Source organism: Undibacterium sp. FT79W (genome assembly GCF_014284215.1).
GTDB lineage: Bacteria > Pseudomonadota > Gammaproteobacteria > Burkholderiales > Burkholderiaceae_D > Undibacterium > Undibacterium aquatile.
This window is the reverse complement of the sequence record NZ_JACOGB010000012.1, coordinates 1-18,013: the sequence shown is the minus strand read 5'-3', so window position 1 is coordinate 18,013 and position 18,013 is coordinate 1. Positions and strand designations below refer to the sequence as shown.

The following is an 18,013-nucleotide window of genomic DNA, read 5'->3' as shown; positions in this document are numbered from 1 at the left end:
AACGATGTTGATGAATCACTTGTCAATTAATTAGGTTGGTCAATAGTTGGAGGCGCTCTTCATCTGTCCTTGCATATGTTGTGCATCAGCAATATGCAGTGCAGTGATACATCATCTGAATTTATGTTACATCAGCAATAATATCGACAATATTGTCCACATCTGACAATGATAAATCTGGATAAATAGGTAAGCAAAGCACCATTTCGGAAGCATGGTGAGCGATGGGCAAGCCTGCTTTATCTGCGGAAGCCAGTTTACTGTACATCTCAAATTCAGAAATCAATGGATAAAAGTAGCGTCGAGGGTGAATATTAAAAGACTTCAATTTCAGATACAGCGCATCCCTACTCAAGGGGAAGTGAGCGTCGATTAACACAGGAAAATATGAATAATTAGAGCGTTGTTGTCCGTTACGATCCAGACATCTGACGCCCTTGATTGAACTTAATTTTTCCCTGTAACGAGCATCGATTTGTCCTCGCTTTACAATTGCGTGATCAACATACTTTAATTGCAGCAGGCCAAGAGCAGCGTTCAATTCGCTCATCTTGCCGTTGATTCCTGTGGAAATCACACTGACTTCATCCTCAAACCCAAAATTTTTCAGATCATCAATCAGATGTTTCATTGCGGGATCGGCTGAAATAATCGCCCCCCCCTCAAATGTATTAAACACTTTGGTTGCATGGAAACTCAGAACTGAAAGGTCACCCTCATTCAGAACACTGCCATGATCTCCCACAACGCCAAATGCATGGGCAGCGTCGTAAATGACTTTTAATTTATATTTATCAGCAATTTTCTGAATTTTTTCGACGTCACAAGGATGTCCATAGCAATGCACAGGCAAGATCGCCGATGTCTTTTCTGTAATCGCCGCCTCAATTTTGTCAGGATCAAGATTTAAGGTAACAGGATCAACGTCAGTAAAAACCGGCGTGAGACCATTCCACAGTAGCGCGTGCGAAGTGGCGACAAAAGAATAAGGCGTTGTAATAACCTCGCCTTCGATATGAAGTGCCTTAAACGCTGCGAGCAAAGCAATCGTCGCATTGGCAAACAAAGAGATATTGGGCACCCCTAAGTATTGACACAAAGCCGTCTCCAACTGCTGATGAAATGGTCCGCAATTAGTCAAAATCCGGCTCTCCCACATCTTCTCCAGATAAGGAATAAATTCATCCAAAGGAGGTAACTCGGGCCGGGTCACATAAATCGGGGTGACACTATGTTTCGGCATCAGATAAATTCCTTGATATCAAACTGAGTATCTTTCTTAACTACTTCAAATGTTGCAGGTGCTAGATCTTCACACCAACGTTTCCACATATGTCGTAAAGCACATTCGAAAGAATCTGCAACCAGTCCCTGCTGACAAAAGGCAGAATCAAGAAAGCGTTGCCGTAATTCCATGCGAATTTCCGACAGTTCCCGAAGTTGCAAGGCAATAGCACTACCCTTGCTGACAAAATCGTCAGGCCCCTCAGCAACAAATATTGACTGCAAACCAACATGGGAAAGATTACTCGCTCCTTGCCGCCCCGAAATTGTTGCACCAACCATCGTTAGCGTGGGAACACCCATCCACAACGCATGATTCGTCGTCGTACCACCGGTATAGGGAAAAGTATCAAGACAGACATCAACTTTGTGATGAAGTGCTAGGTAGTCTCGCATGTTAGTACGCTGATACAGCGTCAATCTATCCTCAGAAATTCCTTCCTCCTCCAACCATTTCAACAACTGCTGGCAACTTTCTCTTGCTGGTAACCCACCAAAAATCATTGTGGATTTTGGTATCGCTCTCAATAATTTACCCCAAAGCGCAATCACTTCCCGATTGATCTTATCGATCCGGTTAAAACTACCGAACGTTATGTGGCCATTGCTTAAAGCAGGCAAAGCGTTAACATCTGGAGCGTCATGCTGTGGCTGAAACGTAATTGAAATTGGAATAATTGCCAGCTTTTCGACAAATTGCTGCGCTACCTTTTCTGGCGGAATAAAGTAACGATCACCGATGTAATAATCCATCGATGTCAACCCAGTTGTCCCTGGGTATCCGATCCAGCTTGCTTGTATCGGAGCAGGCTTTCTTGCAAACGTCAAAAGTCTATTCAATGCAGTATGACCGGAGAGGTCAATCAGAATATCAATCTTATCGGCATGAATCATTTCTGCAAGCTTATCGTCAGATAAATTAGCCACTTTCAGCCAAGAGCGCACATACGCTTTCATCCGTTGCGTAACGTTATCCTCTACAGGATTATTGCTATACACGTAGATATGTAATTTTGTTTTTTTTGCGAGTGATGCCAGAATTGGTTCAAAAAAGGACACTACAGCATGATTAAATAAGTCTCCAGACACAAAACCTATTTTTAAAAATCGTTCGGTATCAACAGTATTATCGTACTCAAACTTCTTATCACCGAGGGAGGCTTCATATTGAGTTCCAAATAAACAATGTTCATTAAATAACTCATCTGCAGTCACCGATGTTTTATGACTTAAACAAAATAAATAATTACTATATGCACCATTAAACTCTGGATTTAGCTCTACTGATTTTTTGAAGCTTTCCACTGCATTATCAATTTGTCCACTATCTTTATAATAAGATCCTAAATTGTTGACTGCCAGATAAAATTCAGGATTTATTTTTAATGCTTCTTTTGTGGATTCAATCGCGTGATCAAGGTCGCCACGGGCAGCGTGAACATTTCCAATGTTTACAAAGTAATCTGGTGTATTACCTGAGTAAAATACAGCGGCCTTAAAACTTTTTAATGCATCATCTAGTTGCAATAACCCCAAGTAAGCTAAGCCCAAATTATTATGAGCATCAGCGACGCTATCGTCATTGGCTAAAGCACGTAAAAGAGATTTTTTTGCATTTACATAATCGCCTTGGCTATTTAATTCGCGTCCAACCGCATTTAACAACTCAACGCTAACAGATGGTATTTTTATAATCTGACGAAATGCTGTCTGAGCATTAACAATATCTCCGCTAGCCAGGTAAAGATTTCCCAAGGAAAAAAATGAATTCGCATCGTCAGGATTCGACTTAATCGCATTGTTTATTATTTCAATAAACTTATCATGCTTTTTCAGTTGCAGTAACACACTCGCCAGATTACGATAAATGTCTGTCGATTGTGGGTTCAGTTTTAATGCTTGCTCATAGCACTCTATTGCCTCTTCAGGCTTATCTACATCCACCAGGGCATTTCCTTTGGCTACCAATGCCTGAAAGAAAACAGGGTTATATCCGATTGCAATGTTATAAGCACCTATGGCTTCATGCGTGTTCTCAAGCTTTGCCAACGCATTACCTTTATTGTAGTGGGCTGCTGCATAAGAAGGATCAAGTTCAATAGCTGCGTTATATGACGATAGAGCCTCAGAAAAACGCTCCATTTTCATGAGCACATTACCTTTATTCAGGTGCGCTCTAGCCATTTGAGGATGAATAGTCAACAGATGCTCATAAGTAGATAAGGCCAGATCAAAGCTACCCTGATCTTCCAAATCATTTCCCTTTTTTAGAATTAATTTGGCTCCGTCATCGCCTACCTTTACAGTATTTTCTGCGTCAGAACGTGCTCCAAAAATACTTTTAATTCGTTGTAAAAATCCGTTTTTTTCCATTGAGAGCTCTGATATTGTCGAATGATTCTTGAGTTCAATTATTTCAAATGATGCATCAACCACTGGGTCAAATCATCGACATACTGATCGGTATAACCAATTTCCAATAATTGCCACTTAAAGACGTTACCTAACTGCGCTTTTTTATACACATTCAACTTGTTTTGCAGCTTGAACTCTGTAATTTTTTGTTCCATTTTCAGGAGAAGTTCTTTTTGCCTGCGTTCAAATTCTTTTTTCCCTTTGTTACCTGATTCTGTTTTTTTCTCGCGCTCAGCATAAAAATTTGCCAAAGTAATGCCAAATTCCTTAGACTTACTTGCATTGAACCAATCAAACAACATAAAACATTCTTCCTTCCCTCAAAAATTTACTTAGACAACATCATTCATATTAAAAAATTATCATCTTATATCACAAGTTAAAACAAGCAAAAAAAGATTAAAATTTCCTCTAAAAGGATGCGTCTTTGGGAACAAAACCGATCATTTCAGCAGTCTCTTTATTCAATAAAACGGTCCAACTATTGCGAGCAGAGACAATTGGAAGAAAAACCACCTGACTCCTATTAAGACCAGATTTAGCTATCTGGGCGTCAATTAACACATCATCTGCCGGATATTGTTTATACAGATCCTCAACACTACTAGCTTCACGCACAACCTGATTTTTTGATAATGTATAGTCTTGCCAAAACGCTGGCATTACACCTCTTAACTGCCCCGTCACAGATAACACCATCAACTCCATACGCTCGCTTTCACTTTGTGCGGCACGCATGCTTAACAAGCGAGGGCCTGTCAGTGATAATCGACGGAAATCAGGCGCGGCATCAGGTAATTTATCTTCAGCAATTTGAACCTGTGTGACAACATCGAACTGCTTTCCATTAAAAACAACTGCTACTGGTCTTGCTAAAAAAACCGTATGCATTCCATATAACAAACCCACGAACTGCAATACCCCGACAATCACCAAATCTCTTACTAATTCTCTCTTGCTCTTTTTTAAGTCAAACACTACAAATGTCAATAAAGGGCCTAGAACTAAATCAACGCTTATAACTAAATATAATAATGATAGACCACCACAGATTTGGTCATATGGAGTCGGATACCAGACTAACTTCACTACTAATGTCACCAATGCAGCGACAATTAGAGATATCATCGTATGACAAACAAAAGCTTTGAATTTATGATGGTAGATATTCATTGCGTATAAAAATAGAAACGAACTATATCCGGACATACCGACTACAAGTGTAATTCAATAAAAAAAACCCGCCCAAAGGCGGGTTTTTACAACATTTTCCAGATTAACGGCATTCAGCAGGAACGTATTTTTTATCTGTGGTCGTAGAACATTTCCAAGTAACTACACCGCTACCGACTATAGGCTGCAATTTTAAGACAGCACTTTGTGCTTTCGCTGTTCCGGTACCAGTTAACGTACCACTAGAACATGTAACAGAAGCAGTATTCGTTGTTGCAGTTGTAATATCAGTAACACCATTACAAGCTGTAGCATCAAGATTCCCACCTGCAGAAGCAATATTTTCAGAAATTGTTGGCTTAAAACCTGCCATCAAACCCAAAATCTCAGTAACACGACCACGTGTTGTGTAATCTTGATAAGCTGGCAATGCCACTGCTGCCAAAATACCGATAATCGCCACAACGATCATCAATTCGATCAAAGTAAAACCTTGTTGTACTTTTTTAACCAATTTCATAGATTTCATATAGTTCTCCGGATAACAATTAAAAAGGATGACCCTGATCGACTCACAGCAAACTGTATGCCAGCTATGCAACATTAAGTCGCAAGAGTAAATTGGCGTTAGCGAGCTTCATAGACTTGAAAAAAGTGACGCGTCATGTCAGTTGGTGACATTTTTTGTCAGTTATTTACATTTCAGGTCAGAAACATGCGCCTTACCAACGGCTAAACACTAAATTGCATGTGAGTGCCACTGATATCAATCACATCACCATGCTGTAAGGTATGTGGCTGATCTGACAGCAGTTGCCCATTCACTTTCGGAAATTCTTTGCCTTCGACGTGGCGGACAATATATCTGTCCGTTTGCCTTGCAATTGCAATAACCTGCGTTCCGGGGCTACCCACTGTCGTCACCGCTTTTGTCAACACCAACTCCTTACCCGCATTAGCACCATTGATCACTTTTATTTTCGCCGGAGCCTGTGTCATCACTGGCGCAGAAACAACTGAGGAAACTGCTGTGACCTGCGCACTCTTCTCTACCTGAAAGCGTAATTTGTACTTGCCGATATCAATGACATCGTCGTGCTGGAGTAAATGCTTTTTGACTGGCTGATTGTTGACCAATGTGCCATTGGTACTACCCAGATCAAGAACGAAAGAGCCGTTTGACGTGGTATCGATCGCCGCGTGTTGACCGCTAACAGTCAGGTGGTCAATAACTATATCGTTCCCAATGCGCCGGCCTATCGTAATACGGGATTTGTTAATACTGACTTCTTGCTGCACCAATCCATTAAAGGTGACGATTATTTTCGCCATAAATCATCTCTCACTCATTCAATTTTCAAAAAATTACCGGAATAGCAATTTTTTCACCCACGACGGACCCGATACCGCCTTTAATTTAAACAAAACAACAGAAGTGTTATCAAAGCCCCCTGCCTCATTTGCACAATCAATTAATGCCCTGCAACACGCGGGTAAATCACCGTCATACTGTCGCAATATGTCCTGTATCTGATCGTCAGCAAGCAAGTCAGTCAATCCGTCAGAACAGAGCATATAGACATCGGTCTCATCTGCCTGATGCACACTCAGGTCTACCTCAATATTCTCCTGGGTCCCTACCGCACGCGTAATCAAATTTTTGATCGTTGAAAACCGTGCCTGCGATTCTGAAATTAAACCTGCATTGATTTGCTCCTGGAGCACGGAATGATCTTCCGTCATTCTTACAAGCGCATCATTACGATAGCGATATGCTCTGGAATCGCCTACATGTGCAAATAAAATTTTATCTTGAGTACAACATGCTACAACCACTGTTGTTCCCATACCAAAACATTCCGGATTTTCCTGCGAAGTCTGCACGACCTGACGATTTGCTAAATGAATAGCATCTGAGATCCAGCGCGACAAATGAATCGATTGGAAACCCAATTTCGTATACCACGCTGAATCCAGTTTTGCGCAGAGATAATCAGCAACAATCTTTGCCGTCATCGCACTGGCAACTTCTCCTGCTTTGTATCCTCCCATGCCATCCGCAAGCACAACACAGCCGTAATCAGCACAGACAACAATCGCATCTTCGTTATGTTTCCTGACTCGTCCGATATCAGACAGTGCAGCAAATTCTAGTACATACTGATGTGACATCGATAAATAGCGCTCATTGATTACAGGCCTGGGCAGAAAACTAAGGAAGTTTAGTTTATTTAATATTGCCTATCGTTGCTAGCTTAACATTAAGGTATTGAGTTTGCACTTCATATACTCAAAAGCAAAGTGTGAGTACGAAAAAAAAACCGCGAAAATCGCGGTTCTTTTATTTTGAATAAAAAGAAAATTACAGCATTGCTTTCAACAAACGCGCCATTTCAGATGGATTCTTCGTTGCTTTAATGCCGCACTCTTCCATAATGTCCAATTTTGCTTGCGCAGTATCGGCACCACCGGAAATCAACGCACCTGCATGACCCATGCGTTTGCCTGGAGGCGCAGTCACACCAGCGATGAAACCAACGACTGGTTTCTTCATGTTGTCGCGTACCCAGTAAGATGCATTCGCTTCATCTGGACCACCGATTTCGCCAATCATAATCACAGCGTCAGTATCTGGATCATCATTGAACATCTTCATGATGTCGATATGTTTCAAACCGTTGATAGGATCGCCACCGATACCAACTGCAGAAGACTGACCCAGACCCAGTGCTGTCAATTGACCAACAGCTTCGTATGTCAAAGTACCTGAACGGGAAACCACGCCGATACGACCTTTACGGTGAATATGACCTGGCATAATACCAATCTTGATTTCGTCTGGTGTGATCAGACCTGGGCAGTTAGGGCCGAGCAATTTTGTTTTGCTGCCAGCTTTAGCCATGCGGTCTTTCAACATCATCATGTCGCGGACAGGAATACCTTCAGTGATGCAAATAGCCAAATCGAGATCCGCTTCTACAGCTTCCCAGATCGCAGCTGCTGCACCTGCTGGTGGAACATAGATCACAGAAACAGTTGCACCTGTTGCTGCCTTCGCTTCGGAAACATTCGCGAAAATTGGAATGCCTTCGAAATCTTCACCGGCTTTCTTAGGATTTACGCCTGCAACGAAACAGTTTTTACCGTTTGCGTAATCGCGGCACATACGTGTATGGAACTGGCCAGTTTTACCAGTAATACCTTGGGTAATAACTTTAGTGTCTTTATTAATCAGGATGGACATAGTGATTCCTTGCGATAATTAAGCTTGAGCAGCAGCGGCAACAACCTTCTGCGCTGCTTCTTCCATCGTGTCTGCAGAAATGATAGGCAGACCAGAGTCAGCCAACATCTTCTTACCGATATCTTCGTTTGTACCTTTCATGCGTACAACCAAAGGCACTTGCAATGACACTGCTTTAGACGCGGTAATCACGCCTTCTGCAATCACGTCACAACGCATAATGCCGCCAAAGATGTTGACCAGGATCGCTTTCAGACCTGGGTTTTTCAACATGATCTTGAAGGCTTCAGTGACTTTTTCTGCTGTCGCACCACCACCTACGTCTAGGAAGTTAGCTGGCTCACCGCCGAACAATTTGATCGTATCCATCGTTGCCATCGCCAAGCCCGCGCCGTTTACCAAGCAACCAATATTGCCGTCGAGTGAGATATAAGCCAAGTCAAATTTAGACGCTTCGATTTCCGCTGGATCTTCTTCATCCAGATCGCGGTAAGCCACGATTTCAGGTTGGCGGAACAAAGAGTTCGCGTCAAAGTTAAATTTCGCATCGAGTGCAATTACTTTACCTGAACCAGTCAAGATCAAAGGATTGATTTCAGCTAAAGAACAATCTGTTTCCATGAAGGCTTTAAACAAACCTTGCAATTGAACGCGCGCATCAGCGATAGAACCTTCTGGCACCCCGATTTTGCGGGAGATATCATCAGCTTCTGCGTCTTGCAAGCCAGCACTTGGATCGATCGCGATAGAGTGAATCAACTCTGGATGCTTCTCTGCAACTTCTTCGATGTCCATACCGCCTTCAGACGATGCCATCAATACAACGCGTTGACTGATACGGTCAGTCACCATACTGACGTACAGTTCTTTCGCGATATCGGCACCCTCTTCGATCAACAAGCGACGAACTTTTTGACCTTCAGGGCCGGTCTGATGTGTCACCAGTTGCATACCCATGATCGCATCAGCGTATTCACGCACTTGCTCCAGAGATTTTGCGACTTTCACGCCCCCACCTTTTCCGCGGCCACCCGCGTGGATTTGCGCCTTGACTACCCAGACTGGCCCGCCCAGAGTTTCAGCCGCTTTAACGGCTTCTTCAACAGACATGCATGGGATACCGCGTGGTACGGTCACTCCGAATTTACGGAGGATTTCTTTACCCTGATACTCATGAATTTTCATACGACTTCCCTTCAGACACTGAGGTATAAATAATTAAAAAACAAACTAGCTGGGTGATTTTGCGTTAGGCACAGATTTCGCCCAACGCGGGTAATACTGAACGACAGCCGGACCATCCAAACGCAAAGCGTGGCAACGGTCAAGCTGAAACGGTTGTTGAGATTCGGTTGAGCTACTGGCGCCATCGCGAGTGTCAATAACATCGCCGGCAAAAGCCTGGATCGCAGCGGTTGGAAGTACTAAAGCAAGTTCCGTTAAATGAGAGCAACCATTAACACCTGACATGCGCTCTTTGACTCCCTGACGAAATTGCTGCATCAAATTGAGTCCAATAAGCTTTTTATAGTCAGCCTCTATCGCTTCACAATAACCAGGATAAGGAACTGCCGCTGACAGCGCCTGCGCATCGACAATAGTTAGCTGCAAGTCGATAGTGACTCGCAACTGAAGATCGTGCAAAGCCATACCCTCCGGCCGGATGCCGGACGCAAGCGTAATATCACGGGTCTTATGATCAGTGATACGCGCGTCAAGATCCCATAATCCATCGTCCCGGGCGAACGCGGATATGCTGATCGCACGCGTATGCTTCAACGTGCGTTGTATATTGGGAGTAGATAAGGGCATCATGCCTTTTAAGCGGCTTACTTTAAATTAGCCACAATTGCGTGTCGCTACCGCAGCTTCTACGGTAGCAGCCGCTCCTGCGGCGCTGCAAAAAACCTGCGGATTCTAGCACAGCTAATTAAGCAACTCGTATCTAGCCTCAATTTTTTTTGCATGACGAAACCGAGATTTACTTTTGCTAATCATTGGCTGAACGTTCCGTCTTCAGGGCAAGTTGTATAGACTTCCCGGAAAAACCTCTTTGTTGTAAAAACCTACTTTGCTTGAGGCGTTCATTTTGATTCAACGGCGGGTGGGGAAATTTGCGGAGCAATACATCAACTGCTCTGGATGTCTCTGACTCTGCTAATTCGGATTTAATCCGATCCATTTCTATGGCATCTACGTTGTGACTTTGCAACTCCGCCAGAATACGATGATTCCCAAAGCGCCCCGAACGTCTGTTGACCAACGAATCAGAAAATCTTTCTATAGATAGAAAATTATTTTCTTCAAGCCAGTCAAGAATGGCATCGACATCATCCCCATCTTCTGCGTGTGAAGATAGTTTTCTGAATAATTCGGCGCGACTGTGCTCACGCATAGATAAATACCTGAGTGCCCTGCCTTTAAGACTTAATTTTTGTTTCATCACGATTAAAAAAGCCGATAAACCCATTAAAAGAGGGCTTATCGGCTGTTGTTCTATCCTGAATCGATTACCGGTAAGTATCGTTAAACTGCGTCAGAGCTGATCGCAGGCAACAAAGGTACACCAAGATGTTCACGTACCTTATTTTCGATCTCATGCGCAAGCTGCGGACGCTCTTTCAGGAAATTACGAGCGTTATCTTTACCTTGACCAATACGCTCGCCATTGTAGCTGTACCACGCACCGGCTTTTTCAATGATTTTAGCATCCGCACCCAAATCAAGAATTTCTCCTTCACGAGACGTTCCTTCTCCATACAAAATATCAAAATGTGCTTCTTTGAATGGTGGCGCAACCTTATTTTTGACAACTTTGACTTTAGTTTCATTACCGATCACTTCATCGCCAGCCTTAATAGAACCGGTACGGCGGATATCCAGCCTTACAGAAGCGTAAAACTTCAAGGCATTGCCACCAGTCGTCGTTTCCGGGCTGCCAAACATAACGCCAATTTTCATACGAATCTGATTAATGAAAATCACCAGCGTATTCGTCCGTTTAATACTACCGGTAAGCTTACGTAAAGCTTGGGACATTAAACGAGCCTGCAAGCCTGGCAAAGAATCGCCCATGTCGCCTTCGATTTCAGCACGTGGTGTCAATGCTGCGACTGAGTCAATTACGACCAGATCGACACTCCCAGAACGAACCAGCGCATCCGTGATTTCCAGTGCTTGCTCACCTGTGTCCGGCTGAGAAATCAGCAGATCATTTAAATTCACGCCCAGTTTCTGAGCGTAACCTACGTCTAACGCATGCTCAGCATCAATAAATGCACAAGTACCGCCAATCTTTTGCATCTCAGCGATCGCTTGCAGAGTCAAAGTGGTTTTACCTGAAGATTCCGGGCCATAAATTTCAACCACACGCCCGCGTGGCAAGCCACCAACACCTAAGGCAATATCCAGACCGAGCGAACCAGTGGAAACAACCTGCACTTCTTCCACCACAGCGCCATCAGCCATACGCATGACCGATCCCTTACCAAATTGCTTCTCGATTTGCGCCAATGCTGCGGCGAGTGCCTTGCTCTTCTCTGAGCTGTTTTCAGGTTTCTTATCGTCCATACATTCTTTCATTCAATAAGCAGCGGGTGGAAAGTCAAACCGCAATTAATATTAACTGCGTTTGACAGTACTGTATAAAAAAACAGTGATTTATGCAAGCGGGATTTTTATTTTATGTACATATCATTGACCGGGACCGACACCCGCTGTCCAATATTGTCGAAATTCACTTAACTCTGAATTTTATTCATCTAAGTCTGAATTTTTGGGAGACTTAGATAAATCTCCCGGCAAGAAGCTTTGCCGTCCACAAGTGTAGCTTGTGGACGCCCCCCTCTCCAAGGAATTGTTGGGCGGTCATGGCTTACCTCCCAGAACCTGAAGAATTCTCAGTGCTGAGAACATGGCTTAACGGGAGCGAAAGTAGAAACCACTGCCCCAAGAATTAACTTTGTGCCTGCCGATGCTCCTAAGCGTAATCACAAGGCCGACTGGCACACATGCGACTGTGCATGGTATCCGCTTGCCCACCCAGTTAGGCTTTGCACACTTGTGCGCGGTGGTGGAATCACCACTGTGTTTCACGTCACTTGTCAATTTACGCCCCACTTTACGCGCGCTGGAACTCAACACGAATCCTCACCGTACGGACCTTTCCAGGTCCTCTCCAGCAGTGATTCCGATCCGCAGTAGTCCATTGATTCCAGTCGGATACCGACACGCCAGGAGTGATCATGTGATTTGGAATGATGATTTTATATGACCGACGGCTTTCGCCCCAAAGCCGCCTGTCAACCCGTGGCGGTCAATTTGTGTCGGTAAATTTTCAATAAGTAAACGATCGCGATTGCTGAGTCGCACCGGAGTCGTGGCAGCACCTCTCCCAAGGACTATCTTCTCAGCTGGAGAATATTGTTGAGTTCGATTCCACACTCCACCATACGCTTATCCATGCGATCATACTCACCAATAAGGAAGGGAAGAATAGGGCGGCCATCATACCGTGTACCAGCATAATTAAAACCAAGAAATTCCAGAGAAACCCTCTTAGGATCAGGGTTGAGATGAAACCATACTGCACTTTTGACTATGCTTCTGTGCTTTCCGTGGTTATCAAGCGCAGTAAGATAATTAAATTCTCCCTCAGTGACCATTAAATTGAAAATCTTATGGAGGGCCTCTAGTGATTGGTCCAGCGCAAGCTTTTTTTGCGACTGCTTTATGACTAATATCTCTTTCATTCAACTTGAATTTTTTATCCAAAGCTAATCCATAATACAAAGCATGGCTGAGTATATCTGGGAACGAGTGAAGAGACTGCACACAAGCTTGCACATGCGCACCGATTTCGTGAAATCTACTGGCATATCGGGTTTTGCGGTCATCACATGTGGGCGCTAGCACCTCACCCATTTTGAGGTCACGAACCTCACCAATATGCTGGTCCCAACGCAAAGTCACTTCGTGTATATGAAACGACGCAAAGTCGGCTCTTTCCACCACAGATACCAAGCTATCTCTGGCCAACAGCATTTGGTCTTTTCCATAAATGTCAAAAATAAGCTGTTTCGTAACTTCTTGGTTCCACAAGTTGTCCATATACTCATCTTCTCCGAAACTTCCCGTCTAGTGCAAGTATTGTGATGTCTGTTCTTGGCCGAACCTGGCCATTTGTGGCTAGAATAGCATCTTTCTCGCCCAGAGGGCTCACGCTTTGTCGCGGCAAGCGGAAGTCGTTCAAAGCATACCGCACATTCCGGGTCAATGCCGTCCACTAGTACTCCGTTAATCTAGACCAGCCATTCCAGTTCAAACCCTGCCAGCCGCAAAAAAATTAACCCGCAATACAGGCGCGCCAATCGTAAGGCGGCATTCATCAGTAATTGTTTTTTCCGTTGCTTCTGCATCGACTCATCCTTAAGGGCACCTCGAATAACTGGAGAATGGGGGCGGAGTGCTGAGAAAATCGAGGCATGCAGCGAATCGGCTGCTGATTGGCTCAGGACTCCTGGCCCTTCGGGCAACTTCGGTAACTTCTACCCTGCGCAACCCGCCATGCTTCCTGATCTGCGGAGCTTGCTACTTTGCCGCAGGCGACAAGCCCTGTACGGCCTTCAATGCTCCCCAATAGGCGGGCTTTGGATGCTGTTGGCTGTCAAAGAGCAAGGGTGCATCGCTGCGCCACCAGTCCCAGCCCGCGTTACGACTGGTATGGGCGTCGGAGATACCCCACCATGTCACCGCCGTCAGTTCCGGATGGGAAAGAAAGACTTTCATTAGCGCTTCATAGCGTTGGCCCTGTACGGGCAGGAGACGGTCCACGGAATCCGGCAGCAGGTAGGTATGGCGTTGATACAGGCTCATGTCCATTTCGGTAATTTGGTTTTCCAGTCCCAGGCGGGCGAATACCACCAGCGTTTCATCTACCTCTGCAACCGCAGGTTCGAAAATCGAAATATGCATCTGGTGTCCCACGCCATGGACAGGAACACCGCGCGCCAGCAAGCCTTGCACCACACGTTGCAGGCATAAGCGCTTTGCTGGCAGCGTCGTCGAGTAGTCGTTGATTATCAAGCGCGCGTTGGGATCGGCCGCATGTGCGTAGCGGAAGGCCCAATCGATATAGTCGGGGCCGACCACCTGCAGCCATTGGTCGTGGCGCAGACAGTCAGACTGGGCCGGATCAATGACTTCGTTGACCACATCCCAGGTATAGATCTTTCCCTTATAGCGGCCTACCACTGTCTCGATGTGCTGCCGAAGGCGCGACAACACCAGATCGCGTGACGCCGGCTGGCCGTCTTTGCCAGACCAAAACCAGTCCGGCGTGCGCTTGTACCAAAGCAGAGTATGGCCTCTGACCGCCATGTCGTGCTGTTGGGCGAAATCGACGATCGCATCGGCCGGAGCAAAATTGAATTCGTTTTCGCTGGGTTGAATGCGCGAAGGCTTCATGACGTTCTCGGCCACGACGCTATTGAACTGGGCTGCAAGCAACCGTCCTTCGGACGTGCTCAGTTGACCCGGCTCAACAGCGGCGCCGAGCCGCAGCCTACCCTGGTATGCTTGCGCCAGTGACGTTATGCCGGAGGCCGGTTCCGGTGCTGTGCAGCCCTGCAGAAATGCCGCGAGCATGGCGACCAGCAGACAGAAACGTAAGACAGGTGAATCCATCATGATGACCTCATTCAGCGTGGTAGGACGATGGCCGCAATCTTTGCCACCAACTCGTCTGGAGTAGGATCGCCAGCGTCATTATTCGCCAGCACGGTGATGAAAATTTCCTCCTGCGGGAAGCGCATCATGTCGGCGCTGAAGCCGCCGATATCGCCACCGTGTTCAATCGCAGCTTTGTTCCGTATGCTGCGGACGAAGAAACCGTAGCCATAGCCTGTCGCGCGTATGCCGTGCAGGCGGTAACTTGTAACCATCCGCTGCCAGGATTCGGGTTTCAGCAACTTGCCGTGAACGATAGCCTGATCCCACAGTGCCAGGTCATCGACACTGGTGCGTAACGCGCCAGCCGCGTAAGGCCAGCGCATGCTGTACTCCGGCGACACAGTCACCTTGCGGCGTTCCTGCGTGTAGCCGACGACGTCGGCAGGAGTGGCGGCAGTCTCGATACGGGTATGCGTCAGTTGCAGCGGCTCGAAGACGTTGCGGGCCATGAAGTCCGCGTATGGCATACCGGACACGTGCTCGATGATGGCGCCCAGCAGGAAGTAGTTGGAATTACTGTACGCGAAGCGGTCACCTGGGGCAAATTCCGGCTTGGCGTCTTTGAAGAAGGCGATGCCATCCTCTACGCTTACATCCGAGTTCATCCGTTCGATGAAGTGCGGCAGCTCGGTGTAATTCCGGATGCCGGAGGTGTGCGTGAGCAAATGCTCGATGGTGACCGGACTGTCCGCTCCGGCGAAAGCAGGCAGGTATTGCCCGACCTTGTCGGAAAGTGCGAGCTTACCTTGTTCAACCAGCAGCATGATTGCCGCTGCCGTAAATTGCTTGGTGATGGAGCCGACACGCAAGCTCATTCCGGGATCGAGCGCGACGTTTTCGCTGACCTTGGCCAGGCCGTAGGCTTTGCGGAACAGCGGCGTTCGATGGTCGGTTACCAATACCACCGCGCCCGGTACGCCGGGCTTGAGATAACGCTGCAGCATGGCGTCGATGGCACGCACGCGTTCGGCTGTGTCGTCATCCTGCGCCGGGGCTGGCAGTGCGTCGGCGGCGGCCTGTGACGTAGCACAGGTACCGAACAGCGTCAGGCCGATGATCAGCGCGCAGCACGCGGGCGCTATGCGTAGCGGTCGGGACATCTTGACGCACCTTAGTTGCGCTTGTCAGTGGCCTGGTCGCGCTGCTTCTTGTAATCGTCGTAGTTGGTCGAAGCGCGGTTCATGCAGGCAGTGCGGTCAGGGTCTCTCATCGCGCTGCAACGGTCGTGTTCATGATCTTGCAGGGAGTCATAAATGTTGGCGGTGCTGCAGGCCGACAATTGCGATGCCAAAGCCAGAACAGTAAAGAGGACGGAGATACGCATGTGAATTGGCGTTGACTTAAAGGATATCAATTATACCAATCAACACCGGAACATGATGAAGATACGCTTAAGGTATCAGCATGTGACGAATCCGGTCTATAACCGTGACCGCGGCCCGTTCTCAAACTACGCAGCCCGCTTGCATGCTGAACTATAAACACGACGATATTTCATTGCTGGAATACATATCGTTACAACTACGTTGATAATGTTGTCATCCACTGTGATTCAAACCCGTTAATTGCTCAAGACATCGCAATTCAGCAAATACGCTAACGATGCTTAAGCCCAGTAATCACTTTCAGGAGCCATCACCATGAAATCTAAAATCATCCTCGCCGTATTGGCAACTGCCTTCTCTATTTCTGCTTTTGCACAAACACCTAGTACTTCACCAACAGATCAGGTTAAGCAAGATAACAAAGCAATTCGCCATGAGAGTCGTGAAATCGGTAAAGATAAACGCGATATCAATCACGACAAAAAAGAAATCGCTCAAGACCGTAAAGAACGGAATGCTGATCAACGTGCAGAAGATCGTGATGTAAAAAATGGCAACGTTGCTGGCGCGGAGAAATTAGAGAAAAAACGTGAGCATGAACAACGCGAAATCAATCATGAAAAGCATGACCTGAACAAAGATAAAAAAGAACTGAAACAAGACCGCAAAGAGCGTAAAGAAGATGTCAATAAACGCAATAATGATGCTTCAAAAATTTGATGATGTCACCAGAATGAAATGATGCGTTGCTGATCAGACAGTGCAGACAGATAGACGATAAAAGGGGAATAAAATTTCCCTTTTATTTTAATGCTTCCTATTTTTATGTACCAAAAGGCTATTCCGCGTTTGGATTTTCAATTGTCTAAAAAATACATTACGATCTTTTTCTTAAACTTTGCGTTCGTCAAATGACGTAACTCTCAAAAGTCGTTGGCCGCCCTTGCGAGGTCGCGAGTCTGACTCCTTCAGGTGCCCCCCGCTCTACTGAGCCGAGTCTGAGGAGAGTGCGTCACGGACAAAGCGCTGGTACTCTTGGCACGTGACCCACCTCCGCCACCAATGCGACTAACACAGAACGGTTTTACATCCGAGATTCTGGCAGAGCTGCAGTAGAGATTTTATGCACGACGCAGCCGTAGCTGTTACGAACTGGACGACCCAGCATTTCCGGCCTCAAGTGCTTGCATCGCGTGGTGAACAGGTGGTGCCAGGGGCGGAGGCATATGACAAAATGATGTTGAGCTATGTGGAGTGTAGCGTAGACCGCTCCATCACACCGATTCTACAGCTGCAAATGAAGCAACGCGCTGGCTGTCGTTCGTAATTGTCAACTTTGGACACTGCAACATCCAGTACTGCACGTCCTTACTATATCCTTTTGTTCGTATCGTATCTTTATATATCTATTACGCAGTCAGAGAAATTTCATAACTCCATGATTTAACTTCTATTGCACTCAAGAGAGCAGTTTCACGCGTGAAAGTCAAAGACAAGACCTCCCAATCACCTCTAAATCGAACCAAATTACAAGGAAAAGGTAATTATCCTAAACGCGGAAAGCATACCCCGAACTGGTCACATTGCCTGCATTTCGGTGGTTGTAATGCAGGTTTACCCAGCCGCATGCCTAATTGAGTGTAAATGAAGCGCTTCCATTTCAGATTCTGAATATTAAGAATGTAAAGTGGTTCGAAATATTCTTGTAGTAATGCAGATACTTCGTCACGATTAGATAAGCCTAAATCCTGCCAAAGATGGCGACTTCCCTGACAACCGGCGGCAACAGCACTTGCCAGCCAGTCAACGTGTTTTGCATTCTTTTTTGTTGAACGCAAATCTA

At 45.9% G+C, this 18,013-nt stretch carries 18 protein-coding genes; 1 reads left to right on the top strand and 17 read right to left on the bottom strand.

All coding sequences use genetic code 11. The annotated features are described in order from the left end of the window. Positions 1-121 precede the first annotated feature (121 nt). From H8K38_RS17590 to H8K38_RS17515, 16 genes are all read right to left on the bottom strand, one after another. Positions 122-1,243, bottom strand: coding sequence for a DegT/DnrJ/EryC1/StrS aminotransferase family protein (locus H8K38_RS17590; RefSeq protein ID WP_186886155.1), 1,122 nt, complete (start codon positions 1,241-1,243; stop codon positions 122-124). Further along, a complete protein-coding gene (locus H8K38_RS17585; protein ID WP_186886154.1) occupies positions 1,243-3,657 on the bottom strand; it encodes a tetratricopeptide repeat protein in 2,415 nt (804 codons plus the stop codon). Before H8K38_RS17585 ends, H8K38_RS17590 begins: the two co-directional genes overlap by 1 nt. Before the next feature lie 38 nt (positions 3,658-3,695). Beyond that, on the bottom strand, positions 3,696-4,001 hold the full coding sequence (locus H8K38_RS17580) for a hypothetical protein (protein WP_186886153.1): 306 nt from the start codon (positions 3,999-4,001) through the stop codon (positions 3,696-3,698). Positions 4,002-4,110: 109 nt separating this feature from the next. Beyond that, entirely contained in the window at positions 4,111-4,908 is a 798-nt protein-coding gene (tfpZ, locus tag H8K38_RS17575) for a TfpX/TfpZ family type IV pilin accessory protein (protein ID WP_186886152.1), read from the bottom strand. Positions 4,909-4,975: 67 nt separating this feature from the next. Next, positions 4,976-5,401 carry a pilin gene (locus H8K38_RS17570; RefSeq protein ID WP_186886151.1) on the bottom strand — a complete coding sequence of 142 codons (426 nt, stop codon included), beginning with the start codon at positions 5,399-5,401 and terminating at the stop codon, positions 4,976-4,978. Positions 5,402-5,604: 203 nt separating this feature from the next. Further along, positions 5,605-6,204 (bottom strand): FHA domain-containing protein, encoded by a 600-nt coding sequence (locus H8K38_RS17565; protein WP_186886150.1) that lies wholly within the window; start codon positions 6,202-6,204, stop codon positions 5,605-5,607. Between the two features lie 33 nt (positions 6,205-6,237). Continuing rightward, a complete protein-coding gene (locus H8K38_RS17560) occupies positions 6,238-7,044 on the bottom strand; it encodes a Stp1/IreP family PP2C-type Ser/Thr phosphatase (RefSeq protein ID WP_186886149.1) in 807 nt (268 codons plus the stop codon). A gap of 190 nt (positions 7,045-7,234) precedes the next feature. Next, the gene (sucD, locus tag H8K38_RS17555; protein WP_110255493.1) at positions 7,235-8,116 is read right to left on the bottom strand and encodes a succinate--CoA ligase subunit alpha; all 882 of its coding nucleotides are present in this window, start codon (positions 8,114-8,116) and stop codon (positions 7,235-7,237) included. Between the two features lie 18 nt (positions 8,117-8,134). Next, on the bottom strand, positions 8,135-9,316 hold the full coding sequence (gene sucC, locus H8K38_RS17550; protein WP_255423065.1) for an ADP-forming succinate--CoA ligase subunit beta: 1,182 nt from the start codon (positions 9,314-9,316) through the stop codon (positions 8,135-8,137). Positions 9,317-9,346: 30 nt separating this feature from the next. Further along, positions 9,347-9,931 carry a DUF2889 domain-containing protein gene (locus H8K38_RS17545; protein WP_370587115.1) on the bottom strand — a complete coding sequence of 195 codons (585 nt, stop codon included), beginning with the start codon at positions 9,929-9,931 and terminating at the stop codon, positions 9,347-9,349. Between the two features lie 175 nt (positions 9,932-10,106). After that, a complete protein-coding gene (gene recX / locus H8K38_RS17540) occupies positions 10,107-10,559 on the bottom strand; it encodes a recombination regulator RecX (RefSeq protein WP_255423061.1) in 453 nt (150 codons plus the stop codon). Positions 10,560-10,642: 83 nt separating this feature from the next. Beyond that, positions 10,643-11,686: a recombinase RecA gene (gene recA / locus H8K38_RS17535; RefSeq protein WP_186886146.1), complete on the bottom strand. Its 1,044-nt coding sequence runs from the start codon at positions 11,684-11,686 to the stop codon at positions 10,643-10,645. A gap of 1,107 nt (positions 11,687-12,793) precedes the next feature. Then, entirely contained in the window at positions 12,794-13,225 is a 432-nt protein-coding gene (locus H8K38_RS17530; protein WP_186886145.1) for a hypothetical protein, read from the bottom strand. A 480-nt stretch (positions 13,226-13,705) separates the two neighbouring features. Then, entirely contained in the window at positions 13,706-14,803 is a 1,098-nt protein-coding gene (locus H8K38_RS17525; RefSeq protein WP_186886144.1) for an endo-1,4-beta-xylanase, read from the bottom strand. Between the two features lie 11 nt (positions 14,804-14,814). Further along, positions 14,815-15,945 (bottom strand): serine hydrolase, encoded by a 1,131-nt coding sequence (locus tag H8K38_RS17520; protein ID WP_186886143.1) that lies wholly within the window; start codon positions 15,943-15,945, stop codon positions 14,815-14,817. Positions 15,946-15,956: 11 nt separating this feature from the next. Continuing rightward, positions 15,957-16,169: a hypothetical protein gene (locus H8K38_RS17515; RefSeq protein ID WP_186886142.1), complete on the bottom strand. Its 213-nt coding sequence runs from the start codon at positions 16,167-16,169 to the stop codon at positions 15,957-15,959. Positions 16,170-16,485: 316 nt separating this feature from the next. Between H8K38_RS17515 and H8K38_RS17510 the strand changes: the two genes are divergently transcribed. Then, complete coding sequence (locus tag H8K38_RS17510; RefSeq protein WP_186886141.1) at positions 16,486-16,890, top strand: hypothetical protein; 405 nt, start codon at positions 16,486-16,488, stop codon at positions 16,888-16,890. Between the two features lie 824 nt (positions 16,891-17,714). Here the strand turns inward: H8K38_RS17510 and H8K38_RS17505 are convergent. After that, a partial coding sequence (locus tag H8K38_RS17505; RefSeq protein WP_186886140.1) for a nitrogen fixation protein NifQ occupies positions 17,715-18,013 on the bottom strand: 299 nt, incomplete at its 5' end.